The sequence below is a fragment of the Rhizobium sp. PP-F2F-G48 genome, from assembly GCF_004342335.1.
Taxonomy (GTDB): domain Bacteria; phylum Pseudomonadota; class Alphaproteobacteria; order Rhizobiales; family Rhizobiaceae; genus Ferranicluibacter.
On record NZ_SLVH01000009.1, the window covers coordinates 75,838 to 100,031 of the forward strand.

The following is a 24,194-nucleotide window of genomic DNA, read 5'->3' on the forward strand; positions in this document are numbered from 1 at the left end:
AATGGTGAACACCGAACTGACACGCCGACACCTGATGAAAGCCGCTGCGGCAACCGGCCTTGCCGGTGCGCTGGGCAGCCGCCTTGCCTTTGCCGCCGACGAGCCGCTGGGCATTGCCCTCGTCATCCCCTCGCCGGTCGGCGATGTGGGCTGGGGCCACGCGCTCGCCGCCGGCCTCGAGCCGATCAAGGCCGCCTATGGCGACAAGGTGAAGGTCACCATTCTCGAAAACATCGCCGAAGGCCCCGACGCCGACCGCATCATGACCAAGACGGTTGCCGACGGGAACAAGGTGCTGATCGCCGGCTCCTTCGGATACCAGAACGGTGCGCTGCAGATCGCCCGCCGCGACCCGAGCGTCACCGTGCTGCACGCCTCCGGCTTTCAGGTTGCGCCGAACTTCTCGCCGTTTGCCGCCAAGTATTTCCAGGGCACCTACCTGCTCGGCATGGCCGCCGCCGCCCTGTCCAAGACCGGCAAGCTCGGCTCGGTCTCGGCTTTCGCCATTCCGGAACTGATCACCTCGATCAATGCCTTCACGCTCGGCGCGCAGGCGGTCAATCCTGCGATCGAGGTCTCCGTGGTCTGGGTCAACTCCTGGTTCGATCCGGCCAAGGAGCAGGAAGCCGCCAAGGCGCTGATCGCGCAGACATGCGATGTGATCTTCTCCAACGCGCAGGACACGCCCTCGGTCGTCGCAGCCTGCGAAGAGGCTGGCGTCTACGCCTTCAACCTGAATTCCTCGATGAAGAAATATGCCGAGAAGACCTATCTCGGCTGCGTGGCGACCGACTGGTCGCCCTTCTTCAAGGCGTCCGTCGATGCCCATGTGGCCGGCACGTTCAAGGGCGCGAACGCGTTCCTCGGCGTTGCGGAAAAGGTCGTGGAGGTCGTGGACTGGAACCCGGCCATCCCCGCCGACACCATGGCGAAGATCAAGGACCTGGAGGCCAAGATCGCGGCCGGCAGCTTCTCGCCGTTCACCGGGCCGATCGCCAAGGCGGATGGCAGCGAGGGCGTGGCAGCCGGCGCGACGATGGCGGATGCGGAAATCATCGCCATGAACTGGCACGTCAAGGGTGTCGCCACCCCCCTGCCCAAGTAAGTCATGACAGCCCCGCTTCTGTCGCTTCGCGGCATTTCGAAGAGCTATGGTCCGATCAAGGCCAATCGGGAGATCGATCTCGATGTGGGCGAAAGCTCGATCCATGCGATCCTCGGCGAAAACGGGGCCGGCAAATCGACGCTGATGAAGCTCATCTACGGCGTGGAAAAGCCGGACGGCGGAAGCGCCGTCTGGCAGGGCGAACCCTTGAGCCTTGCGTCGCCGGCGGACGCGCGGCGCAAGGGCATCGGCATGGTCTTCCAGCACTTCTCGCTGTTCGAGACCCTGACGGTGGTCGACAACATCCGGCTCGTCGTGCCCGGCCGCAAGGCCGCGCTGGTCGACCGCATCCGCACGCTCGGGCGCAGCTTCGGCCTCGACGTCGATCCGCTGGCTCAGGTGCATGCGCTCTCCGTGGGGGAACGCCAGCGGGTGGAGATCATCCGTTGCCTGATGACCGATCCGAAACTTCTGATCCTCGACGAACCCACCTCCGTGCTGCCGCCGCAGCTGGTGGAAAAATTGTTCGAGACGCTGCGACGCCTGCGTGACGGTGGCGTCTCCATCCTCTTCATCTCCCACAAGCTGGACGAGATCCGGGCGATCTGCGATCGGGCGACGATCCTGCGCGGCGGCCGGGTGACGGGCCATGTCGATCCGCGCGAGCACGATGCGCAGGATCTCGCGCGGATGATGATCGGCCGCGACATGCCGGAGCCGATCCCGGCCGTGCCCTTTGCGGACGGAGACAAGCAGCTGGAGATCATCGGCCTCGACCACACGCCCGATGATCCTTTCGCCGTCCCCCTCTCCCAGATCACGATGTCCGTCCGCGCCGGCGAAATCCTGGGCATTGCCGGCGTTTCCGGCAACGGCCAGAGGGAGCTGGCGGGCCTGATCTCGGGCGAAACCCGGCTCGGCCGCGAGCATCCGGACCGCATCTTCATGATGGGCCGGGATGTCGGGCCGCTGCGCCCGGCGGAGCGGCGTGCCCTTGGATTCGCGTTCGTGCCGGAAGACCGCCTGGGCCGCGGCACGGTCCCCGAAATGTCGCTGGTGCTCAACAGCCTGTTGACGGCGCATCCGCTGAACCTCCTGAAACGGGGCCTCGTCGATCGCGCCCGGGCGCGCGCGTTCACGACCGACTGCATCCGCGACTTCGACGTCCGCACGGGCGGGCCGGAGAGCGAAGCCGGCTCGCTCTCCGGCGGCAATCTCCAGAAATTCATCGTCGGACGCGAGATCATGCTGGCGCCGAAGCTGCTCTTCGTCGCGCAACCGACCTGGGGCGTGGACATCGGCGCCGCCTCGGCCGTCCGCCAGCGGCTCATCGCGCTGCGCAATGCCGGCATGGCCATCCTCGTCATCTCCGAGGAACTCGAAGAGTTGTTCGAGCTCTGCGACACGATCCAGGTGCTCTACCACGGAACGCTCAGCCGGCCGCTGGTCACGCGGGACACCCTGCCGGAGGAGATCGGCCGCTACATGATCGGCGCACAGGCGCAGGGCGGAAAGACCACGGCATGACACGATCTCTCCTCGATCTCTTCCCCTCCCTCGTGCGCCGCGACCGTGCGTCGCTGACCGCAACGCTCATCGCACCGCCGATCGCGCTCGCCGTTGCGATCCTTCTCAATCTGCTTCTGTCCGTGGCCATCGATCGGGATCCGGCCACGGTGCTGCACGCGATGCTTCTCGAACCCTTTCTGTCCCGGGCGTCCTTCTCCGAGGTACTCCTGAAGACGGGGCCCCTGCTGCTGATCGCACAGGGGCTTGCGATCGGCTTTCGCGCGCGGGTCTTCAATATCGGGGCGGAGGGCCAGTTCGTGCTCGGCGCCATTTTCGCCTCGGCCATTCCGGTCTGGTTTCCGCAGGCGACAGGCGGCTGGATCTGGCCATCGATGCTGCTGCTCGGGGCCGTCGGCGGTGCGCTCTGGGCCTCGATCGCGGCCTTCTGGCGGGTCCGGCTGAATGCGAACGAGATCCTCGTCTCGCTGATGCTGAGCCTGGTGGCGATCCAGTTTCTCTATTTTCTGCTGCTCGGGCCCTGGAAGGACCCGAACGGCTTCAACTTTCCCCAATCGGTGCTGTTTCAATATGATGCAATGGTGCCGACCCTCATCCCGGGCACCCGGGTCAACGTCTCGCTGCTCCTCGCCTTCGCCGCGTCTCTCGCCGCCTGGGTGTTCATGCAGAAAAGCTTCATGGGCTACACGCTGCAGGTGGGCGGCATGGCGCCGCGCGCCGCGCGCTATGCCGGCTTCAGCGAAGGCCGCGCGATCTGGCTGTCGCTCCTGATCGGCGGCTTTGCGGCGGGTCTGGCCGGGGCGGCGGAGGTTGCCGGCCCGCTCGGCCAGTTGCAGCGCTCCATCCCTACGGGTTACGGCTATGCCGCGATCATCGTCGCCTATCTCGGGGCCCTGCATCCGCTCGGCATCGTCGTTTCCTCGCTGGTCATGGCGGTCATCTATATCGGCGGCGACAATGCGATGGTGTCGGCCAACCTGCCCATTGCCGTGGTGCGGGTCTTCCAGGGCGTCCTGCTTCTGTCCTATCTGATCGCGGTGTCCTTCGTGCGCTACCGTCTCGCCTGGCCGACCGCCGCAAGGAACCCGACATGAACGCGATCGAGTTCATCCTGGCCGGCATGCTGGCCGCGGCCACCCCCTTCCTGCTGGCAGCGCTCGGCGAAATGGTGGTCGAGCGCGCCGGCGTCCTCAATCTGGGGGTGGAAGGCCTCATGGCGCTCGGCGCCGTCATCGCCTTCATCACCGTCTATCACGGCGGTGGCCATATCCTCGGTTTCCTCGCGGCGGGTGCGGCGAGTGCGCTCCTCTCGCTCGTCTTCGCCTTCGTCGCTCTCGGCTTTCGGGCCAACCAGGTCGCCACCGGTCTTGCCATCGGCATTCTCGGACAGGGCCTCTCGGCGCTGTTCGGCAAGAGCTACGAGAGCCTGACGATCAAGGGCCTGCCGAAACTTCCCGTGCCCGGCCTGTCCGAGATCCCGATCGTCGGCGGCCTCTTCGTGCAGGACATGGTCGTCTGGCTGTCCCTTGCCGCGACGCTGGCGATCTGGGCCACCTTTGCCTTGACCCGGGTCGGGCTCGTCCTTCGCGCGGTCGGAGAGAATCCGAAGGCGGCCCATGCGATCGGCTATCCCGTGATCGCCGTGCGGGTCGCGGCCATCGCCTTCGGCGGCATGATGGCGGGCTTTGCCGGCGCCTATGCGGCCGCGGTCTACACGCCGCTCTGGGCCGACGGCATGATCGCCGGCCGCGGCTGGATCGCGATCGCGCTCGTCGTCTTCGGCACCTGGCTCACCGGCCGCATCTTCCTCGGCGCCTGCCTGTTCGGGGCGGTGTCGCTGATGTCGCTTACCGCACAGGCCACAGGCCTCGACCTGCCCTCGCAACTCCTGTCCAGCCTCCCCTACCTCGTCACCATCATCGTCCTCGGCATCATCTCGGCCGACCGGCGCCTCCTCAAACTCAACGGCGTCGCCTCGCTCGGCGAGCCGTTCGAGCGGTAGCTGCCACCTTTACTCCCGTGAAGGCGCTCGGTCGGAAAGCTCCTTCAGAATGTCCTGCGTATGCTCGCCAAGCCGCGGCGCCCGGCGCGACAAGGCAAGTTGGGCTTCCGAGAACACAAGCGGCGTGCGAACGCCCGGCACGCCATCGACATCGATCTGCATGTTGCGCGACCTGAACTGCACGTCGGCGAACAGCTCCGCCACGGTGTTGATCGGGCCTGCGGGAACGCCGATTGCCTCGAGCCGGCCGAGAAGGTCCGCTTTCGTCCAGAGCCGGGTTCTGTCCTCGATCGCGGCGGTCAGCCCATCGCGGTTTTCCACCCGCGCCGCGTTCGCCGCAAATCTCGGATCGAGTGCCATGTCGGCAAGGTCGAGCAGAATCGCGAGACGGGCAAACTGCGCATCGTTGCCGCAGGCGATGATGATGTGGCCATCCGAGACCGGGACGGTCTGGTAGGGTGCGATGTTCGGATGCGCGTTGCCGAGCCGCTTCGGTGCGGTGCCGGTCGCCAGATAGTTCATTGCCTGGTTGGCGAGCACACCGCCCATGCAGTCGAGAAGCGAGATATCGACCTGCTGCCCTCGTCCCGTTCGCGCTCGTTGCAGGAGGGCGGCCTGGATGCCGACGACGCCGTAGAGGCCGCTGAAAATATCGGCAAAGGCGACGCCGATCTTCTGTGGCGCGCCGTCCGGTTCCCCGGTCAAATCCATGATGCCGGAGATACCCTGGATCATGAAGTCGTAGCCAGCCCTCTGCGCCTGTGGACCTGTCTGGCCGAAACCGGTGATCGAGCAGTAGATCAGCCGCGGATGGTCCTTGGATAGACTTGCATAGTCGAGGCCATACTTCGCCAGCGCCCCGACCTTGAAATTCTCCACGACGACATCCGCCGTCAGGATCAAGGTCTTCACCGCCGCCTGCCCCTCGGCTGTGGAAAAGTCGAGCACCATTCCCCGCTTGCCGCGATTGCAGGCGTGGAAATAGGCAGCCGATGGCGTCTGCGCGTCATCGATATAGGGCGGACCCCAGCGTCTCGTGTCGTCGCCCTCCGCGCTCTCGACCTTGATGACATCCGCTCCGAGATCGGCAAGCGTCTGCCCGATCCACGGTCCGGCCAGAATACGGGCAAGCTCGATCACGCGGAGACCTTCGAGCGGTGCGGACATGGGAAATCTCCTGCGTGCGTGTGATGCTCGACCATTTCCTGTGAACACGGGTTTACAGGAAATGGTCTAGGTCTTTGCTTTTGACGCATTCTCCGACGCCGAAGCGAGCCTGCTTCGGCTGGAAATGTCCTAGAAGAACGCCTGAAGGCCCGTCTGCGCCCGCCCGAGGATCAGCGCATGGACGTCGTGCGTGCCCTCATAGGTATTGACGGTTTCCAGATTCTGCGCGTGGCGCATCACGTGATACTCGATCTGAATGCCATTGCCGCCATGCATGTCGCGGGCTTGCCGGGCGATATCGAGCGCCTTGCCGCAATTGTTACGCTTGATCAGCGAGATCATCTCCGGCGCGAAGCGATGCTCGTCCATCAGGCGCCCGACGCGCAGCGACGCCTGAAGTCCGAGTGCGATCTCCGTCTGCATATCCGCAAGCTTCTTCTGGAACAACTGCGTTGCGGCCAGTGGCCGGCCGAACTGCTTGCGATCGAGGCCATAGGCGCGGGCGCGCTCCCAGCAATCCTCGGCCGCACCCATGACGCCCCAGGAAATGCCGTATCGCGCCCGGTTCAGGCAGCCGAACGGGCCTTTCAGGCCGGAGACGCCCGGCAGGAGCGCATCCTCCCCCACCTCCACATCCTCCATGACGATCTCGCCGGTCACCGAGGCACGCAGGCTCAGCTTGCCGCCGATCTTCGGGGCGGAGAGGCCCTTCATGCCCTTTTCCAGAATGAACCCGCGAATAGCGTCGTCATGCGCGGCCGATTTTGCCCAGACCACGAACACGTCGGCAATCGGGGCGTTCGAGATCCACATCTTCGCCCCACTCAGCCGGTAGCCCGTCGCCGTCTTTTCCGCACGCGTCGTCATGCCGCCGGGATCGGACCCGGCATCCGGTTCCGTCAGTCCGAAACATCCGATAAGATCGCCCGAAACGAGACCGGGAAGATACCTGTCCTTCTGCGCCTCACTGCCATAGGCGTGGATCGGGAAGATTACCAGCGAACTCTGGACGCTCATCATCGAGCGATAGCCGGAATCCACGCGCTCGATCTCCCGCGCCACAAGCCCGTAGGCGACATAGCCGGCGCCGGCCGCACCATAGACTTCCGGAAGCGTGACGCCCAGAAGCCCCGCGCGGCCCATGGCGCGAAAGATGCCGGGATCGGTCGTCTCATCGAGATAGGCGTCCTTGATCCGCGGTGAAAGCTCGCTCTCCGCGAAGGCCCGCGCCGCATCGCGGATCATCCGTTCCTCCTCGCTCAGCTGATCGTCAAGCAGGAAGGGGTCGTTCCAGGAAAAGGGTGCCATATCGCTCATATCGGTCTCCAATGTAGCGGGATCATGCGACCAGGCGCTCGCCAATCCCCTCGTCGTGCGTCCGGCCGCGCCCTGAAGCGGCTCGCCGGACAGGCATACACTCTCTTGGAAGGTAGCGGTTCCTCTAGCCCCTCTTACTCCCGTTCCGCCATTCGAACAGCGCCGCAGCGCGATCCGCCAGATGCCGCGCGATCGGCATCGCCGATGTCGCGGCAGGCGATGGCGCGTTGCAGACATGGATCGTCCTGCGGGTTTCGCGGATCAGAAAATCATGGACGAGGCTCCCGTCGGCGAGAACCGCCTGGGCGCGGATGCCCGACCGATAGGGATAGAGGTCATCGAGCTGCAATTCCGGGCAGTATCGCCGGCACAGCGCGAGGTAGCGGCGCTTGCTGAGAGAATTGCCCATTTCCGACAGGCCGGAGCGGAGATTGTTGCGGACCAGGCGGCGAAAGCCGGGATAGGCAATCATCTCCTTGAGATCTCGGAAATCGACATCGGAAAACCGGTAGCCCTCCCGCGCAAAGGCGAGAACCGCATTCGGCCCCACGGTCACATAGCCGCCAATCATCTTCGTCAGGTGGACGCCCAGGAAGGGCAAAGCGGGGTCGGGGATCGGGTAGATGAGATGGTTGACGATAGCGTCCTTGTCCGGACCCAGACGGTAATATTCGCCGCGAAAGGGCACGATGCGGAAATCGAGCGCGAGACCGCAGAGCCGCGCCAGTCTGTCGGCCATGATTCCCGCGCAGGCGATAACGTGCCGGGCGCAGATCTCTTCCTGCGGAAGCTGAATGCGAACGCCGTCGGCCTCCTCGCGCAGGGTCTCGACCGTGGCACCGGTGCGGATCTCGACACCTCTCGCGGCGAGAAGGTCGGCCATCGTGCGGGCGATCAGTCCATAATCGACGATGCCGCTGGTCGGCACGAACAGTGCCCCGACGCCGCGGATATGCGGTTCCCGCCGGACGAGCTCAGCAGCATCCAGCCGTTCCACCGGCAGGCCGTTCTGCCGGCATCGATCCTCCAGTGCCGCGAGACGCGGCATCTCTTCCGCGGCCGTCGCCACGAGCATTTTTCCGCATTGCTCGAACGGAATGCCGTGCTCGCGACAGAAATCGATTGTTGCGCTCACGCCCTCCCGGCAGAAGCGCGCCTTGAGGCTCCCCGGCTGATAATAGACCCCGGCATGGATCACGCCGCTGTTGCGCCCGGTCTGGTGCGTGGCGACCTCAGCCTCCTTCTCCAGCACCACGATGGACAGTCCGGGCAGGCGGGTGGCGATTTCCAGCGCGGTGGACAGTCCGACGATGCCGCCGCCGATGATGGCAAGATCATGAGGCACCGATGCTATCCCCGCTCGTCGTTTCTGCGTCTGTGCAGAATGCGTCGAGCGCTGTCATGGGTCCAGAGGCGCATCGCGCAGCAGGTCGAACATCAGCTTGAAGAAGCGGTCGCTATCGACCTCATAAGCGATGCGGGCATTGTCGGGCTCGCCGCGTTCCTTCCAGAAATCGGCAACTGTCGCGCCGAAGGCGAACGTCCCGTCGAGATCGACGGCGATATGGGCAGGCCTCGTGCGCACCAGCGTCGGGTCGATCACCAGGGCCAGAGCCAGGGGATCATGCATCGCGCCACCGACACCCATGGAGTTGCGGTGGAGTTTTTCGTAGAAGCGCAGCCAGTCCATGACGAGCCTGCCGAGTTCGGTGTCGATGGTCGCTAGTTCCGCATATTGTTCCGCCTCGACCAGAACCTGCATCGTCACGTCCAGCCCGACCATGGTCACGGGCACGCCGCTATCGAGCACCAGCCGGACGGCTTCGGGATCGCAGAAGGCGTTGAATTCGGTGGGGGTGATGATCTCGCTCTTTCGGTAGAACACGCCGCCCATCCAGATCAGTTCCTTGATCTTGGGCAGCACCTGCGGATGCTTGAGCACGAGCAGACCGATATTGCTGAGCGGCCCGGTCGCCACCACGATGATCGGCTCGGGCGCCGCCGCCAGCCGTTCGGCCAGAAAATCGACGGCATGCTGGGCCAAGGGTTCGCGCTGCGGCATCGGCAGGTAGGGCGAGCCCTCGAGGCCGCTCGGGCCGTCCGCCGTTCCGAGCACGAGCGGGCGGGCGAGCGGACGAATGCAGCCGGCCGCGACCGGCACGTCTCCCGCGCCGATGAAGTCGAGAATACGGATGGCGTTCGAGGTGGTCTTGTCGAGCTCGGCATTTCCGCAGGTCGTCGTCACGCCCAGAAGCGCGATATCCGGCGAGCGGTGCGCCATGACCAGGGCGATCGCGTCGTCGTGGCCCGGGTCGCAATCGTAGAGGATGGGTGTCGGCATCGGAAACGTCCTTCAGGCTGCGGTGCCAAGACCTTCGGCACGCGCATAGCGCGCCATGGTGGCCTTGAAGATCGAGAGGAAGCGGCGGCCATCGAGGCCGGTGGCGATACGGGTCGTCCTGGGCCCGTCACCGCCGGGCAGGATCTGGTGGCCGCGATAGGCCACCACCTGACCCCGCGCGACGCCTTTTTCAATGACGACATCGGCAAAGAGCGGCGCCGTCGTCGTTACGAGATCCGGCGCGAAGGCCAGCGCGACGGTGATGACGTCATCCATGGGAAAGCCGACGAGGCCGAAGAATTCGCGCCAGATATCGATGTAGATCGGAAACACTTTGCCGATCATGTCCACAACGGCATTGTGCGCGCCGACCGAAGCCATGTCGGCAAGATCGTCGCGCGTCAGCATGCTGTCGGCTACACGATTGTCCTCGCAGATATCCAGTGGCACGAGGATCTTGTCGACATCGGCATTGAGGACGATGCGCGACGCCTCCGGATCGGCCCAGATATTATACTCCGACAGGGGCGTCATATTGCCGGGCGTCGTGAAGTTGCCGCCGAGCACCAGTATGTTCTTCAGGAGCGACGGCAGAGCGGGCTCCTGCAGGATGGCGAGCGCCGCATTGGTCGTCGGCCCCGTCGTCACCAGCGTGATCTCGCCGGGATTGGCCCTGACCGTGTCGATGATGAAATCGACGGCATGGCCCGGATTGGCCTGCCGGGTCGGCTCCGGCGCGGGCGGATTGAACACCGTCAGACGATCGCCGAAGCGCGCCGTCAGCCGCTTCTCAAAATGAACGGGCGCCTCCATGGCCGCCTTGGCGTGGCCGACAATCGGCCGCCAGGCGCCGGCATGCACCGGAATGTCGTCGCGACCGGCAAGCGACAGCGTGTTCAGCACGACGTCGGTCACCTGCTTGATCGGTCCGGCGGCGCCAGTGACGGTGGTGACGCCCTCCAGCTTGATATCCGGATGGGCGGCGGCAAACAGCACGGCGAGAATGTCGTCGCCGGCGGAGTCCACGTCGAGGATGATACGCTGCATGGGAAGCCTTCGAGGTCTCGGGTTTTCAGGAACGGGGAAGCGGCGCTTCGCGGCCGGCTTCTCCGGAGGGATGGACGGACAAGGCGCGGCGGATGGTCTCGACCGTTTCGCGGATGCGCTTCGGCCGTGCGCGCCAGGAGAGCACGAACAGGGCGACGAGCGCCACGGCATAGGGTACGGCCAGAACCAGATAGGACGGGAAACCGAAGGTCTGGAGACGGAGCGAGAATGCATCGGCAAAGCCGAACAACAGGCAGCCGGCCAGAACCTTCAGCGGGTCGCCACCGGAGAAAATCAGGATCGCCACCGCCATGAACCCGCGGCCCGACGACATGTTTTCGGTGAACATGGTGATGTAGCCGAGCGACATGTGCGCGCCCGCAAGCCCTGCGAAAAGGCCGCAGAGGAGCGATGCTGCATAGCGGATCCGCACGATCGAGATACCGAGCGCCTCGGCCGCTTCGGGCTTCTCTCCGACCACGCGGATATAAAGGCCAAGCCGGGTGCGGTTGTAGACGAGGATGAGCAGCGGAACGGCGAAGAAGGCGACGTAGACGAGTGGCGTGTAGCCCGAGATCAGCTGCGCGGTCGAGGGTCCGAGGAGATCCCGCGCACCGGGGATGTGCACCTTCGGCAGGCCGACGATGCCGCGTCCGACCACCGAGCCGCGCGTCCCGAAGATCGCTTTCAGCAGCGAAACGGTCATGCCGCCGGCAAGGATATTGAGCGCCAGCCCCACCACGACCTCGTTTGCCCGGAAACTGACGACGAGAACGGCATAGATCAGGGCGAAGACGAGGGCCGCGGAGACGCCGATGACCATGCCGCCGAGCGACGAGCCGGTATAGATCGAGCCGACGACGGCGAAGAAGGCGGCGATCAGCATCTGTCCTTCCAGGCCGATATTGAAGATGCCGGCCTTGGTGGTGAACGATCCGCCGAGCGCCACCAGCAGGATCGGCGTCGTGGTGCGGATCGTCGCGACGAGGAGGGCGACATTGAACAGGTTGCTCAGAATTTCCATCGACGCTCTCCCGTACGGTCGCCGCGTCGGCGCATCATGAGATCGGCGGAGACCGCCAGAATGATCAGTGCCTGGATGACCGTTATGATCTCGCGCGAGGCGGTGGTATCGACTTCGAGCAGGAGCGAACCGGCCCGGAGGGCGCCGAAGAACAGGGCCGTGAAGATGGTGCCGATGGGCGAACCGTTGGCGAGCAGGGCCGCGATGAGCCCATCGAAGCCAAAACCCGGCGCAAAGCCCTCCATGAACCGGTGATGCACGCCGAGCGTCTCGACGCCGCCTGCAAGGCCGCCGACGGCGCCGGAGACGAGGAGGATGCCGAAACCGACACGGCGCACGTTGACGCCGCCATATTCCGCGAATTTCGGCGCGGAGCCGACCATGGTCGCGGCATAGCCGGCAGAGGTCCAGCGGAAGAAGGCGGCGACGCCGATGGCGAGCGCCAGGCCGATGAGGAGGCCGATGTTCAAGCGGGAGAAGGAGAAGAGTTCGGGCAGATAGGCGCTCGTCAGGATCGGTGGCGTTTCCGACCACCCGCCCGGACGCTTGAACAGAAAGATCGTGAAATAGGAGGTCAGCAGCGTCGCGATGTAATTGGCAAGGATGGTCGACACCACCTCGTTGGTGCCGAAGCGAACGCGGAAGAAGGCGGGTATCGCGATCCAGAGCGCACCGGCAATCACCGCAAGCGTCATCGCGGCAAGCACATGCAGCACCGGCGGCAGCGAAAAGGCGAAGCCGACCCAGGCGGCCGCGAAACCACCGAGGAAGAGCTGTCCCTCGATGCCGACATTGAACATGCCGCCGCGAAGGGCGATGCAGGCCGCGATGCCGCAGATCAGGATCGGCGTCGTCTGCAGCAGCGTCCCCGCGATCTTCTCCGCATCGCCAAAGGCGCCACGCATCAGCGTCATGAGGACGGCGACCGGACTTTCATCGATCATGAGAATGATGACGGCACCCAGCGCCAGCGCGATGGCGAAGGCGAGCGCTTGGCCCGCCAGCGTTCGTGCCAACCCTTTTGAGAAGAGCCCCCGGAAGAGCAGGCGGTTCGTCATGAGGCCTCCGTCAACTCGGCCGGGTCGATCCCGGCCATCATCAATCCGATTGCGTCGTCGTCCACCACGGCGCCATCGACCTCACCCATGATCCGGCCGTCGAACATCACGAGGATCCGATCGGCCAGCGCCTTCAGTTCGTCGAGCTGGGTGGAGATCAGGAGGATAGCGCGGCCATCGGCCCGCTGGCGCATGATCTCGTCGTGGATCGCCTCCTGCGCGCCGATATCGACACCGCGGGTCGGCTGGTCGATGAGAAGCACGTCGCCACCGGCCGTGAACTCCCGCGCCAGCACGACCTTCTGAATGTTGCCGCCGGACAGGCTGCGCGCCGGATCCTTCGGCCCGCGCGCGCGGATGTCGAAACGCTGGATCAGCGCGCGCATCGTTCCATGCACCGCCGCCCAGTCGATCACGCCGAAGCGGGCGAAGGGCTTTTTCGATTGCCGGCCCATCAGCATGTTGGCCGAGAGCGAGGCCGTGCGATCGACGCCCCGCACCATGCGGTCGCCGGGGACATGGGCGAGCCCACGATTTCGGATCTCGGCCGGCGTCCTCTCGAGAATGTCGTGTCCGTGTAGCTGCGCGCCGCCATGGCTTGCTGGGCGCAGTCCGGAGAGAACCTCCGCCAGCTCGGTCTGGCCGTTGCCGGCAACACCGGCGATGCCGACGATCTCGCCCGCGCGGACCGTCAGATCCACCGACTTCAGGGCTGTCAGCCGACGGTCGTCCCGCGCCCAGAGATCTTTGACCTCAAGCGCGACAGCCCCATCGTTTCGGGTTCGAGGGCGCCTGTCGAAACTGACGTCGCGGCCGACCATGAGCCGGACGAGCTCACGCTTCGTGAGCGCGCTCTTCGGTTTCGTGGCGACGACGCGGCCGTCCCGCAGCACGGTCACCGTGTCCGACACCGCCATCACCTCCTCGAGATGATGCGAAATGAAGATCACCGTCATGCCGTCGTCCACGAAGCTGCGCAGCGTCTGGAACAGATCGCGGCTTTCCTGCGGGGTCAGAACGGCGGTGGGCTCGTCGAGGATGATGGTGCGGGCGTTGCGCGCCAGAACCTTCAGGATTTCGATGCGCTGCTCGATGCCAACCGAAAGGCCTGCCACCCGCTCCTGCGGATCGACCCGCAGGCCGAACTTCTCCGAGAGAACGCGGGTGCGCTCCACCTGGGCGGCGCGGTCGATCAGCCCGTTGCGACGGATTTCCATTCCGAGAAAGATATTGTCGGCAACGGTCAGCGAGGGCACCAGCTTGAAATGCTGGTGCACCATACCGAGCCCCTCGTTGATCGCGACCGCCGGACTGTCGACAAGCATGGTCTTGCCGCCGATCGAGATGGTGCCGGCGTCCGGCTGCAGAAGGCCGAACAGGATGTTCATCAGCGTTGTCTTGCCCGCACCGTTCTCGCCGATGATTGCGTGAATTTCGCCGCGTCGGACGGCGAGGTCGATGCCGTCATTGGCGGTGAAGGCGCCGAAGCGCTTGGTGATACCGGAGAGATCGACGGCAGGGTCCATGAGGCATACCGGGGCAGGAGAAGAAGATGCGAAGGTCGGCGCGGGAGACACGTACGGAAAACGGACTTTGACATCTGTCATTGCCACGCCGCCCGATCGGCTGGACGCCGGGAGCCCGCGCCGCCGGTCGAGGCATCCGAGGCGGCGAGGACGACGGCGCTACCCCCCTCCTCGCCGGACGGTCTTACTTCGCGCGGGCGATCTGGCTTACTTCGCGCGGGCGATCTGGATCTTGCCGGCGATCACATCCGTCCGGATGGTTTCGAGCTTATCCTTGATCGCGGCCGGAAGCTTTGCCGCGACGTCGTCGCAGACCTTCACCTCGACGCCGCCCGAGGCGAGATCGAAAGTGCGCGTACCCGGCGTGACCTTGCGGCCTTCGACCTCATCCTTGATGATCGCGTAGACGGCGACGTCGCCGCGCTTCAGCATGCTGGCCAACACGTTGCCGGGTGCACTGGCGCACATGTCGATATCGACGCCGAGCGAATACTTGTCGGCGGCGGCGCTGGCTTGCATCACGCCCTCGCCCGTCGGTCCGGCAACGTTGTAGACGATGTCGGCGCCCTGCCCGTAAAGCGCCATGGCCAGTTCGCTGCCCTTTGCCGGATCATCGAAGGTGCCAGCGAAGACGGAATTGACCTTTACATCCGGGGCAACGTATTTCGCGCCCTGTTCGTAACCGCCGAGGAAGTTGCGGATGACGGGAATATCGCGTCCGCCGACGAAACCGATCGCCTTGCCGTCGCCGATCTTGTCGAATTCAGGCCCCATGTCCTCGACGAGGCCCGCAAGCGCACCGGCGATGAACGAGCCCTGCTCTTCGGCGAAATTGGCGTAGACCATCGTTTTTGCATCGAGCACGCCGTCGATGAAGACGAAGCGCTGATTGGGATACTGGGCGCCGACCTTCTGCAGCGCGTCCACCAGTTCCCAGCCCATGACGAAGATCAGGTCGTACTGCCCGCTCTTAGCCAGATTGGCGAACTGCTCTTCGTAATCGAGCGCACGGTTGCCCGTGTCGACAAGCTTGAGATCGATGCCGAAATCGTCCTTGGCCTTGTTCAGGCCGTTGACGATGGAAATGCCGAAGCCTTGCGCGAAATAGCCGGAGATGGCAGCGATGTGCACCTTCTCGGCAGCGACGGACGGAAGGGCGGATGCAGCCAGCACGACGCCGGCCGCTAAGAAGCGGGCAAAAATCTTCATTGTGGTTCTTTCCCTCTGGTAGCCTTCTCGGCAGATCCATCATCCGGTCTTGAAGCCGCATTAGTTGATGGTCATACGAATACTGTGTCGACTTCCAATTCTTGTCAATCGCTTTCTGACGCTTTTTTCATCTTGCTGCATTGCAGCTCAGAATCGTTCATTGCCGTCGCTCTGGAACATCGTGAAGGCGATGAGAAACGGTTTCTCGGCGCCCTCTCTTGACAACGATAGGAGCTGATGAATTGTTACCACTCTAACAAATATGGAGAGGTACATGGCAGACGTGGTCGTCCGAAAATTCGTCGTTTCCGTGGATGAGATCTTTCACGAGGGAGGACCGGTTACCGACACGCCGCTGCGGCGCGCCTCCGTGCTTGCCGTCATCGAGAACCCATTTGCCGGCGCCTACGTCAAGGACATCGCCTTCTTCATGGATGATCTGAAGCCGCTTGGACTGGAGATGGCGCGCCGGCTGATCGATGCGCTGGGCGGCGATCCCGCCGTCGTCGAAGGCTATGGCAAGGGCGCGATCGTCGGATCGGCCGGAGAGCTGGAACATGCGGCCCTCTGGCATAATCCGGGCGGCTATTCCATGCGGGAGCTCCTGGGCGATGCCCGGGCCATCGTTCCCTCGACCAAGAAAGTCGGCGGACCCGGCACGCGCCTCGATGTGCCGATCACGCACATCAACGCATCCTATGTCCGCAGCCATTTCGATGCGGTCGAGGTCGGCATCGGCGACGCGCCGCGCGCAAACGAAATCGTGCTGGCCCTCGCGATGACCACGGGTCCGCGCGTTCATGCGCGTGTCGGCGGGTTGAAGGCCGGCGAGATCAAGGGCGAGGATGGCCTGCGATGAGCGAGAGCGACACCATCGGCCTGCGCCGCATCCTGACCGTGGTTGAAGAAACGCTGATCGAGGGGGGGCGAAAGCTTGAAAAGCCGACCCGGCGGGCGGCCTCCGTCGCCGTCATCCACAACCCCCTAGCCGGACACTATGTCGAGGATCTCTCCGCGCTTGAGGCCGTGGGACAGGTGCTCGGCCGTATTCTGCCGGAGCGGGCCGTGGCAGCCCTGGCGATCGAGGGCTCGCGGATCGAAAGCTTCGGCAAGGCCGTCCTCGTCGGTGAGGATGGCGAACTGGAACATGCTGCGGCCCTGATCCATCCGGAGCTCGGCGCACCGTTTCGCGCCGTGCTCGGCGGCGGCGCTGCCCTCATCCCCTCCTCAAAGAAACGCGGCGCCGCGGGTGCGACCTTCGACATTCCGCTCGGCCACAAGGATGCAGCCCGGGTGCGTAGCCATTTCGACGGCATGGAGGTCCGTGTGCCGGACGCCCCCCGCGCCGACGAAATCGCCGTGGCGATCGCGGTGACCGACAGTGGCCGGCCGCACCCGCGCGTCGGCGGCCTGACGGTGGACAAAATCATCGGCAAGGACGGCGTGGTCTAAACTTTCCCTCTCACCGACAGGCAAAGGCCGCAGCTGGACAGGCGCGCGGCTTTTGCCTGTCCTGATGCCGTCAGCCGGCCAGAAGCTCGGGCACGAGGATCGACGGCGGCGTGTTGCGGCTGCGGGTGATGCGGGGGACGCCATCCACCAGGATCATTCCGATCCCCGGCATGTTGCCGAGCGTCATGCTGTCAAGAACGCCCTTGCCCGCCCCGCCCATGGCCTGATCGATAAAGACGAGATCGGCGGCAAGGCCCACCGCGATGCGTCCTCGATCCGACAGGCCCCGCAGGCGCGCGACATTGCCCGTCGCCAGGCATATCGCGACTTCCGGCGCGAGGCTGCCGAGAGAAGCCAGCATGGTGAGGAGCCGCAGCATGCCGAGCGGCTGAACACCGGAGCCCGCCGGACCATCCGTGCCGAGCACGAGGCGATCGAGCGCACCCACGTCGCGCACGGTATCGAGCACGAAAAGACCTGCCCGCATGTTCCCGTTGTGGACGATCTCGAGACCGCGCCTGCTCTCTTCGCAGATAAGGCGAAGTTCCGCTTCCGGCAGGGAAGTCGGCCCCCCGTTCAGATGTGCGGCGACATCGGCATCGACTTCCAGCACCGTCTCTGCCCCGATGCGCGCCGAGCCGGGAATGGAATGGCCGCCGACATGGGTCATGGAGGTCATGCCGTTCTGCCGTGCCCAGGCGACCATCTGCCGACCGGTGGCCCCATCCTTGACCGATCCGAGGCCAACCTCCCCGATGAGCGTGATGCCGGCTGCCGCAAGTTCGACGAAGTCCGCTTCGGTCAGCCCGTGCTCGAGGATCAAGGCCCCTGCGAGCACTTTCATGCCTGTCGGGGAAAACGCGCTGAAGGCGCGCTGGGCGGTGATGGCGAGCGCCTTGACGCCGATCACGTCGCGCGGACGACCGGGCACATGCACCTCGCCGGCCGAGACCAGAGTCGTCACACCGCCATGCAAGGTGGAATCGATCCAGCCGAGTTGGTTCTGCCGCGGCGTCCAGTCGCCCATGACAGGATGCGAATGATTGTCGATCATGCCCGGCATGATGGCCGAGCCCTTGGCGTCGATCACCGTGATGCCGTCCGGAAGCGCCATGGAGGATGCCCGTCCGATCGCCGAGATCCGCCCGTCCTCGACAAGAATGGTGTCCGCATCTGCAATTGGCGCGGCGAGGTCGCCGGTGAGCACCAAGCCGAGATTGCGAATGAGAAGACGGTCGAAAGAGGGTTGCATCGTCGGAATTCCTCAGGGCTTGATCGTGGCAATTGCGGCGTGGCATGACGGCGCCCGCGTATCGGCTGGCGTCAGTCCGCTTCGGGTTCGCCGACCCTGTTCAGCAAGTCGAGCAGCGTTGCCTGCTCGCCGGGCGAGAGCGGTGACAGCAGCCGGCGCGCCACCTGCATGGAGCGGTCGAGCAGCGGCAAGGTGTAGTGCACGCCGGCATTGGTCAACGTGATCATCGTCATGCGCTGGTCGGTTTCCGAGCGCTTGCGCGCGATCAACCCGCGCTTCATCAGTGCCTTGACGACAAGACTGATGGTTGACGGGTCCATCTGCGTCATGCGGCCCAAATGGTTCTGAGAAAGCTCGCCCTGTTTCAAAAGCGTCGCCAAAGCGGCGAGCTGCGTCGGCGTCAGGTCGTTTTCGGGCATGACCGCCTGAAAGCAGGCCGTCGCCCGCTGATGCGCGCGTCGCAGCAGATGCGCCGCATGATGCTCCAGCGAATATCCGGTCCGGGCATAATACGCCTGGATTTCATCGCGGCCGAGTTCGGGAAGCGCGGTCGCAGCGGCCTCGTCGTTCGCGTTCGGCGATAGGAGATCAGGAGAGATGGGATCGATCGTCTTCAAAAGCTCTTCCATTCGATTGGCAAGTCCTGGGGGCGGTCGCGCTCTTGTTGGGCCGCAATCGCCGCCTGCGCGGTCAGGCCGCAATCATATTGGTGAGCGTGTCGCCCCTGCCGAGCGCGGCAACGACGGATTGCGTATCCGAAACAATGCCGAAATGCGTGGCGATGTCGTAGAGCGAACTCTCCTGTTCGCGTGGCCCGGTCGCAGCGCAGGCATCAGCCGGCACAACCACCGCGTATCCGTTGAAGAACGCGTCATGGACGGTCGAGCGCACGCAGATATTGGTGACGACACCGCAGATGACGAGCTGGTCGATCTGCATGTCCTTTAACGTCAGATCGAGATCGGTCTGGAAGAAGGCCGAGTAGCGACGCTTGATAACGTGGATGTCGTCGGGTCGGGCGCCGAGATCCTCGATGATCTCCGTCGCCCAGGTATTTTCCAGTCCGTGCGGCGTGCGCTTTGCCCATTCGCGCTCATGCCGCATTCCCGGCCGGTGCGCGTCGTGAACCCAGATGACCGGCACTCCGGCCGCACGCGCGGCCTCCACCAGCGCCCGTTGCGGCCCGACCAGTGCCTCATAGCCCGGCAACACCATCTTGCCGCCCGGCTTGCAGAACTCGTTGATCATGTCGATGACGATCAGAGCGCTCCGCTTTCCATCCAGGCGGATGTCCTGCTGTTCAAGATGTGCAGAAAAGACGTCGAGCGACATGGGCGTCTCCGTGATGAAGGGGAGGAGCAATGGTAAAACTCATTGATGATCAAACAAGCAATCGAAGGTCGATGAAGTCAAGCGGTTTATCTGAGACGTCTCCGGAATTTCGTCAGACGTCTGGCGCTGAAGCGTTTCCTTCTTTCTAAAATTCTAGGGAAAAACAAGCGGAAAACCCGTCTTGACATCGTCCACGTGATGAGACCTAATCGTATGACCATCAACGATATTGGCAGCCATCTGTGCGGTTTTGGCGCCTCGATATCCGATGTCGGGAGCTGGCGTTTTCATGACATCCTGTTCGCATCCCCGAAAGCGGCAACCCGTGTTCGGCTTCGTTCAACAAGGGATTTTCCGATGAGCCGCATTCTGGTGACCGGTTCGAGCGGCTTGCTCGGTCGTCACGTCGCTTCAAGCCTTGGGGAAGCCGGCCACGCGGTGACTGGGCTCGATGTCGTCGCGCCACCGGGAGACGCAACCTGGTCTCATGTCACCGGCGAGGCCGGCGACCTTGCCGTGATGGCCGAAACGGCCAAGGATATGGATGCGCTCGTTCATATCGCCGCCATTCCCCGCCCGACCGGCCGGCCAGCGGTCGATGTGTTCCGCATCAATATGGCGGCGATGTATGCCGCGGTGGAGGCTGCGCGCCTCAGTGGCGTTCGCAGGTTCGTCTATGCCTCGTCCTTCAGCGTGCTCGGCTTCCCGTTTTTCGAGAAGACGATCATACCGGCTTACCTGCCGATCGACGAAGCGCATCCGATCGGCGCGCAAGATGTCTACGCGACAACCAAATGGCTGGGTGAAGAGCTTGTCGAGACGATGGTTCGACGCGGCGCCTTCTCGGCCGTCAGCCTGCGCATGCCGTGGATCCAGACGCCGGACACCTTTCACGCGGCCATCGGCCCGAGACGCTTGCATGCGGATGCCGCACGCGACCTCTGGGCCTATCTCGATGCGCGCGATGCGGCCGCAGCCTTCGTGGCTGCCGTCGAGCGGCCGCTGACCGGGCACGTGCGCGTGTTCATCAGCGCCGCCGACAGCTATATGGATTGCGCCAGCGCGGATCTGATTGGAAAGGCGTATCCGGATACGCCGATCCGCACGTCGATTGCAGGCTGCGCCGCATTGATCGACACATCGGCCGCTGAGCGGCAGCTTGGCTTTGCGCCGCGCCATTCCTGGCGGGATTATCCGGCATCCGAAAACTGAAATGCGAGAGGAGTGGCAATGATGCGGTTTGCTGACAAGGTCGTGCTGATCACAGGCGCTGCAGGCGCCATCGGACGCGCGGCCGTGCAGCGCTTCATGGCAGAAGGCGCTCGCATTGCCATCGCTGACATCGATTTCGACAGGGCCGAAGCGCTTGCCACGAGCTTCGGTGCGAGAGCGAAGGCCTTTGCCGTCGATGTGGCGGATCCTGCATCGGCCGCCGCGATGGTGGGCGATGTCGCTGCCCATTTTGGCCGTATCGACGTGCTGTTCAACAATGCGGGCATCTCGGGCAAGGTCGCACCGGTCCACGAACTCGCCATCGAGGACTGGCAGCAGATCGTCGGCATCAATCTCAACGGCATTTTCTACGTGTTGCGCGCCACACTGGCCGTCATGATCGAAGCGAAAGTCGAAGGCGCCGTGGTGAACATGGGTTCGTCCATGGCGGGCTGGGACGTACTCTCGGGCGGAGCGGGCTATGCATCGACCAAACAGGCCGTCGTCGGCCTAACCCGCATCGCAGCGCTCGATTCCGCGCCCTATGGCATTCGCGTCAACGCCATCTGCCCCGGTGTGATCGAGACGCGGCTCGGCGTCCCCGCGGGGGACGATGCCGCTTATGACGCCGGCATCCGTCGGTTTTCCGACCGCATTCCCTTGCGCCGCATCGGCCAGCCGGAAGACGTGGCTGCCGCGGTCGCCTTCCTCGCCTCGGACGATGCGCGCCACGTGACCGGCGTCGACTGGCTGATCGACGGCGGCCAGACCCTGCAGAGCTGGGCCAACGCCCCGGATGCCGAGGCATTCCCGCGGCTGGTCTGAAGTCCTTTGTGTCGAGGAACGGACATCCGGCCCAGCCCTGCGGAACCGAAAGGCAAGGTTTCCATCTCTGCGGTTTCCCATGCGCGCGGCGGCGTTTGACTGTCCGTCAATCAAGAAACTCAACGTGTGGAACCGTGAGATGATGGCCGCCTGGCGTCAGCAGCCATCCCTCACCCTGCACTGCAAAGCATCCTTGCACATCGTGTCACGCAAAATACCGCAGCTTCAGCGGCAGGACGGCGGCGCCGATGGCGGCGGGGTCGCCGGCGGTTTCGCTGAGGACGAGTTGCGCCTCGGGCGGCCCGATGCCGTAGCGGTGGATGCGCGCGGAGGGAAGATGGGCGCGCGCGATCATCATGCGGCCGAGGGCGGGCGGAAGCTGGCCGCCGAAGACGATGGCCTGGGGGTCGAGCACGGCGACGAGCGTTGCGATCAGGCGATCGACCTGCGGCATGGTATCCGTCAGCCAGGCCTCGACGCCCGGCCATGACGGGTCGAAATCCCGGCGCAGCACCTCGACGCTATCGATGTCGATGCCGTTCTCCTGCAGCCGCGCCAGGAGATATTGCAACGCCGGGCGTCGTTCGGATTCGCCGGGGATGTAGATGCCGCTGAACTCGCCGGCATTGCCATGGAAGCCGTGGAACGGCTTGCCGTCGAGGATCAGACCGCCGCCAAAGCCGTAATTGAAGGAGAGGAAGGCGAAGGTCCGGCACCAGAGGCCGACGCCGCGCATGCTCTCGCCGATCGCCGCCGTCGTCGCGTTGTTCTCCAGCCAGACCGGCAGGCCGAACGCCTGTTCCAGCTCCGGGCGCAGATTGCGCAAGGACCAGTCGGCGAGCGGTTCCGGTGCATTGAAGGCGCGATCCTCCGACACGAAGAAACCCGACATCGAAAAGCCCAGACCGGCAAGGGTGCTTTTCGGGACCCGGTATTGCTCCAGCAGCGCGTCGAGCCGTGTGGAGATCGCCTGCAGGGTCGTTTCCCGGTCGCTCGGGTTGAGGTCCATCCTCTCGTGCACGATGATGTCGCAGGCGAGATCGGTGATGCAGAGGACGACCGAGTCCGTGTTGACGGAGAGGCCAATCGCGCTTGCCCCGCCGCGCGCCAGTTCGATCGTCGGGCTCGGCTGACCTCGCATGCCGCCGATCGGCGCCCCGGTTCGCAACAGGCCACGCTCGACCAGCCCCTCGACCAGCCGGTGGACCGACTGCTGCGTCAGGTTCGTGTGGCTCGTGATGGTCGATCGCGCCATCGCGCCGTGGCGACGCAGGACATCGAGGATCATGCGCTCGTTGTCGCTGGCCAGCGGCATCTGCGAAAGCGCGTCCCGTTCCGCTGGCATGTCCTCGTCCTCCGGCCGTCTCGGCTCTCACGTCACGGCCGCTGGATATCGCGCCGGGTCCCGCCCGGCAACGACCGGCAAGGCAAATCGTGAAATTCATCAAACCGTCATAAATATTACACTCAAGGTGTAGTAATACTCCGCCGACGTCAACGCGCATGCCTCCAGAGGCACGACAGCCCCATCACGACCCTTCCTCGGATCACAGGAGACCCCATGTTCCGGACCCTTCTTGCAGCGACTGCCTTGATGCTGACGGCAGCCACCGTGCCCGCACGTGGCGCCGAAACCAACATGAAGAACCTCAGCTTCGATCTCTCGTCGGTCACCCGCGAGAATTTCTACGACATCGTCGTGCCTGCGGCGAAGGCCGAAGGCGCGGTGACGATGTACAACTTCGCCGGCAGCTTCGGCGATACGTGGAAGGAACTCATCCGCCGCTTCGAGGAGACATACGGCATCAAGGTCACCTACAGCGACGTAAAGGGCGACCAGGCGAACCAGCAGCTCATCGCCGTGCAGGCCGCCGGCCAGGATTCTCCGGTCGATGTCTATTTCGCCGGTGGCGGCGGTTATCCGCTGCTGTCGTCCAAGGGTGTCGTCGGCAAGATCGCATTGACGAAGATCCTGCCCAATATGGACCACTACGACCCGGTTCTGAGCGACAGCGTCTTCGGCAAGCCCCATGGCGGCAGCTTCCCGCTCGTCCATCTCAACCAGACCGCCATCGGGTATGACAGCGCCGTGGTCGCGGCTTCAGACGTGCCCAGAACTTTCGAGGATCTGCTCGTCTGGGCAGAAAAGAACCCGAAGCGCGTCGGCATCACCTCGCCGGCCAAGGGCGGTTCGGGCAGCGGGTTTCTCTATTCTCTGGCGCTCGACCGTCTCACCGGCGACTGCAAGACACAGCTGACCGACACGCGCCAGAGCGCGCAAGAGGCCGAGGACTGGGCCATGGACACGGAATGCCTCGACCCGGTCTGGGACTATTACCGTCGTCTGCTGGCCGTCGCCGAACTGACCAACGGCAATGCGGATACGCTGAACCTCATCAACAATCGCCAGCTTGCCATGGGTACGGTCTGGGAGGATCAGGTGATGACCTTCCTCGGGACGAAGCAGCTCCCGGAAACCATGCGGCTGACCCTGCTCGAAAAAGGTCAGGTCGGTTCGGGCGATGCGATGTTCGTGCCGGCCAACGCCCGGCATGTGGCCGCGGCTCTTCTCCTGATCGACCTGGCGATGAGCAAGGATTTTCAGCTCTGGAAGCTTGAGACCAAGGCCTCGCGCTCGCCGCGCACGGATGTGACGAGCGCCCAGGTGCCGGCCGACAAGCAGGCGCAGATGCTGCCGGCCAGCGTCTATCCGCGCCTCACCGTCACGCCCTTCTGGGACATGGCCACCGCGCTTTCCAACGTGCTGGATGTGAAGGTCCTCAACCAGTAGCCGTTCG

The 24,194-nt window shown here is 64.3% G+C and carries 22 protein-coding genes; 9 read left to right on the forward strand and 13 right to left on the reverse strand.

Annotated features, from left to right (window positions below):
- Position 1: 1 nt before the first annotated feature.
- The 4 genes from C8J36_RS19025 to C8J36_RS19040 are packed head-to-tail and all read left to right on the forward strand — an operon-like array spanning position 2 to position 4,634.
- Entirely contained in the window at positions 2–1,105 is a 1,104-nt protein-coding gene (locus C8J36_RS19025; RefSeq protein WP_132536944.1) for a BMP family ABC transporter substrate-binding protein, read from the forward strand.
- A gap of 3 nt (positions 1,106–1,108) precedes the next feature.
- Positions 1,109–2,632 (forward strand): ABC transporter ATP-binding protein, encoded by a 1,524-nt coding sequence (locus C8J36_RS19030; RefSeq protein ID WP_132536945.1) that lies wholly within the window; start codon positions 1,109–1,111, stop codon positions 2,630–2,632.
- On the forward strand, positions 2,629–3,726 hold the full coding sequence (locus C8J36_RS19035; protein WP_132536946.1) for an ABC transporter permease: 1,098 nt from the start codon (positions 2,629–2,631) through the stop codon (positions 3,724–3,726). Before C8J36_RS19030 ends, C8J36_RS19035 begins: the two co-directional genes overlap by 4 nt.
- Entirely contained in the window at positions 3,723–4,634 is a 912-nt protein-coding gene (locus tag C8J36_RS19040) for an ABC transporter permease (RefSeq protein WP_132536947.1), read from the forward strand. Before C8J36_RS19035 ends, C8J36_RS19040 begins: the two co-directional genes overlap by 4 nt.
- 9 nt (positions 4,635–4,643) lie before the next feature.
- On the opposite strand, the gene C8J36_RS19045 is transcribed toward C8J36_RS19040, so the two are convergent.
- The 9 genes from C8J36_RS19045 to C8J36_RS19085 form a co-directional block, all read right to left on the reverse strand.
- Complete coding sequence (locus C8J36_RS19045) at positions 4,644–5,801, reverse strand: CaiB/BaiF CoA-transferase family protein (RefSeq protein ID WP_132536948.1); 1,158 nt, start codon at positions 5,799–5,801, stop codon at positions 4,644–4,646.
- A 129-nt stretch (positions 5,802–5,930) separates the two neighbouring features.
- Positions 5,931–7,118: an acyl-CoA dehydrogenase gene (locus tag C8J36_RS19050; protein ID WP_132536949.1), complete on the reverse strand. Its 1,188-nt coding sequence runs from the start codon at positions 7,116–7,118 to the stop codon at positions 5,931–5,933.
- Between the two features lie 124 nt (positions 7,119–7,242).
- Positions 7,243–8,463: an L-2-hydroxyglutarate oxidase gene (lhgO, locus tag C8J36_RS19055; RefSeq protein WP_132536950.1), complete on the reverse strand. Its 1,221-nt coding sequence runs from the start codon at positions 8,461–8,463 to the stop codon at positions 7,243–7,245.
- Positions 8,464–8,517: 54 nt separating this feature from the next.
- Positions 8,518–9,459: a nucleoside hydrolase gene (locus tag C8J36_RS19060; protein ID WP_132536951.1), complete on the reverse strand. Its 942-nt coding sequence runs from the start codon at positions 9,457–9,459 to the stop codon at positions 8,518–8,520.
- Positions 9,460–9,471: 12 nt separating this feature from the next.
- The gene (locus C8J36_RS19065) at positions 9,472–10,506 is read right to left on the reverse strand and encodes a nucleoside hydrolase (RefSeq protein WP_132536952.1); all 1,035 of its coding nucleotides are present in this window, start codon (positions 10,504–10,506) and stop codon (positions 9,472–9,474) included.
- Positions 10,507–10,531: 25 nt separating this feature from the next.
- Positions 10,532–11,530: an ABC transporter permease gene (locus C8J36_RS19070; protein WP_132536953.1), complete on the reverse strand. Its 999-nt coding sequence runs from the start codon at positions 11,528–11,530 to the stop codon at positions 10,532–10,534.
- Positions 11,518–12,588: an ABC transporter permease gene (locus tag C8J36_RS19075; protein ID WP_132536954.1), complete on the reverse strand. Its 1,071-nt coding sequence runs from the start codon at positions 12,586–12,588 to the stop codon at positions 11,518–11,520. Before C8J36_RS19075 ends, C8J36_RS19070 begins: the two co-directional genes overlap by 13 nt.
- Complete coding sequence (locus tag C8J36_RS19080) at positions 12,585–14,114, reverse strand: ABC transporter ATP-binding protein (RefSeq protein ID WP_132536955.1); 1,530 nt, start codon at positions 14,112–14,114, stop codon at positions 12,585–12,587. Before C8J36_RS19080 ends, C8J36_RS19075 begins: the two co-directional genes overlap by 4 nt.
- Before the next feature lie 207 nt (positions 14,115–14,321).
- Entirely contained in the window at positions 14,322–15,323 is a 1,002-nt protein-coding gene (locus tag C8J36_RS19085) for a BMP family ABC transporter substrate-binding protein (RefSeq protein WP_132536956.1), read from the reverse strand.
- 274 nt (positions 15,324–15,597) lie between these two features.
- Between C8J36_RS19085 and C8J36_RS19090 the strand changes: the two genes are divergently transcribed.
- On the forward strand, positions 15,598–16,182 hold the full coding sequence (locus C8J36_RS19090) for an amino acid synthesis family protein (RefSeq protein ID WP_132536957.1): 585 nt from the start codon (positions 15,598–15,600) through the stop codon (positions 16,180–16,182).
- Positions 16,179–16,775 (forward strand): amino acid synthesis family protein, encoded by a 597-nt coding sequence (locus C8J36_RS19095; RefSeq protein WP_132536958.1) that lies wholly within the window; start codon positions 16,179–16,181, stop codon positions 16,773–16,775. The genes C8J36_RS19090 and C8J36_RS19095 overlap by 4 nt, the downstream gene beginning before the upstream one ends.
- Positions 16,776–16,845: 70 nt before the next feature.
- Here the strand turns inward: C8J36_RS19095 and C8J36_RS19100 are convergent, their stop codons facing one another.
- The 3 genes from C8J36_RS19100 to C8J36_RS19110 form a co-directional block, all read right to left on the reverse strand.
- Positions 16,846–18,027 (reverse strand): amidohydrolase family protein, encoded by a 1,182-nt coding sequence (locus C8J36_RS19100; protein ID WP_132536959.1) that lies wholly within the window; start codon positions 18,025–18,027, stop codon positions 16,846–16,848.
- Positions 18,028–18,098: 71 nt separating this feature from the next.
- Positions 18,099–18,656 (reverse strand): MarR family transcriptional regulator, encoded by a 558-nt coding sequence (locus tag C8J36_RS19105; protein WP_132536960.1) that lies wholly within the window; start codon positions 18,654–18,656, stop codon positions 18,099–18,101.
- A gap of 61 nt (positions 18,657–18,717) precedes the next feature.
- Positions 18,718–19,359 (reverse strand): isochorismatase family cysteine hydrolase, encoded by a 642-nt coding sequence (locus C8J36_RS19110; protein ID WP_132536961.1) that lies wholly within the window; start codon positions 19,357–19,359, stop codon positions 18,718–18,720.
- 357 nt (positions 19,360–19,716) lie between these two features.
- Here C8J36_RS19110 and C8J36_RS19115 point away from each other — a divergent pair, with 357 nt between their 5' ends.
- Both C8J36_RS19115 and C8J36_RS19120 read left to right on the forward strand, forming a co-directional pair.
- Entirely contained in the window at positions 19,717–20,571 is an 855-nt protein-coding gene (locus C8J36_RS19115; protein ID WP_132536962.1) for an NAD(P)-dependent oxidoreductase, read from the forward strand.
- Positions 20,572–20,589: 18 nt separating this feature from the next.
- Positions 20,590–21,396, forward strand: a complete 807-nt coding sequence (locus tag C8J36_RS19120; RefSeq protein ID WP_132536963.1) for an SDR family NAD(P)-dependent oxidoreductase — start codon at positions 20,590–20,592, stop codon at positions 21,394–21,396.
- Between the two features lie 205 nt (positions 21,397–21,601).
- On the opposite strand, the gene C8J36_RS19125 is transcribed toward C8J36_RS19120, so the two are convergent.
- Entirely contained in the window at positions 21,602–22,741 is a 1,140-nt protein-coding gene (locus tag C8J36_RS19125; RefSeq protein WP_132536964.1) for an ROK family transcriptional regulator, read from the reverse strand.
- Between the two features lie 249 nt (positions 22,742–22,990).
- Here C8J36_RS19125 and C8J36_RS19130 point away from each other — a divergent pair, with 249 nt between their 5' ends.
- Positions 22,991–24,187 carry an extracellular solute-binding protein gene (locus C8J36_RS19130; RefSeq protein ID WP_348631366.1) on the forward strand — a complete coding sequence of 399 codons (1,197 nt, stop codon included), beginning with the start codon at positions 22,991–22,993 and terminating at the stop codon, positions 24,185–24,187.
- Positions 24,188–24,194 lie beyond the last annotated feature (7 nt).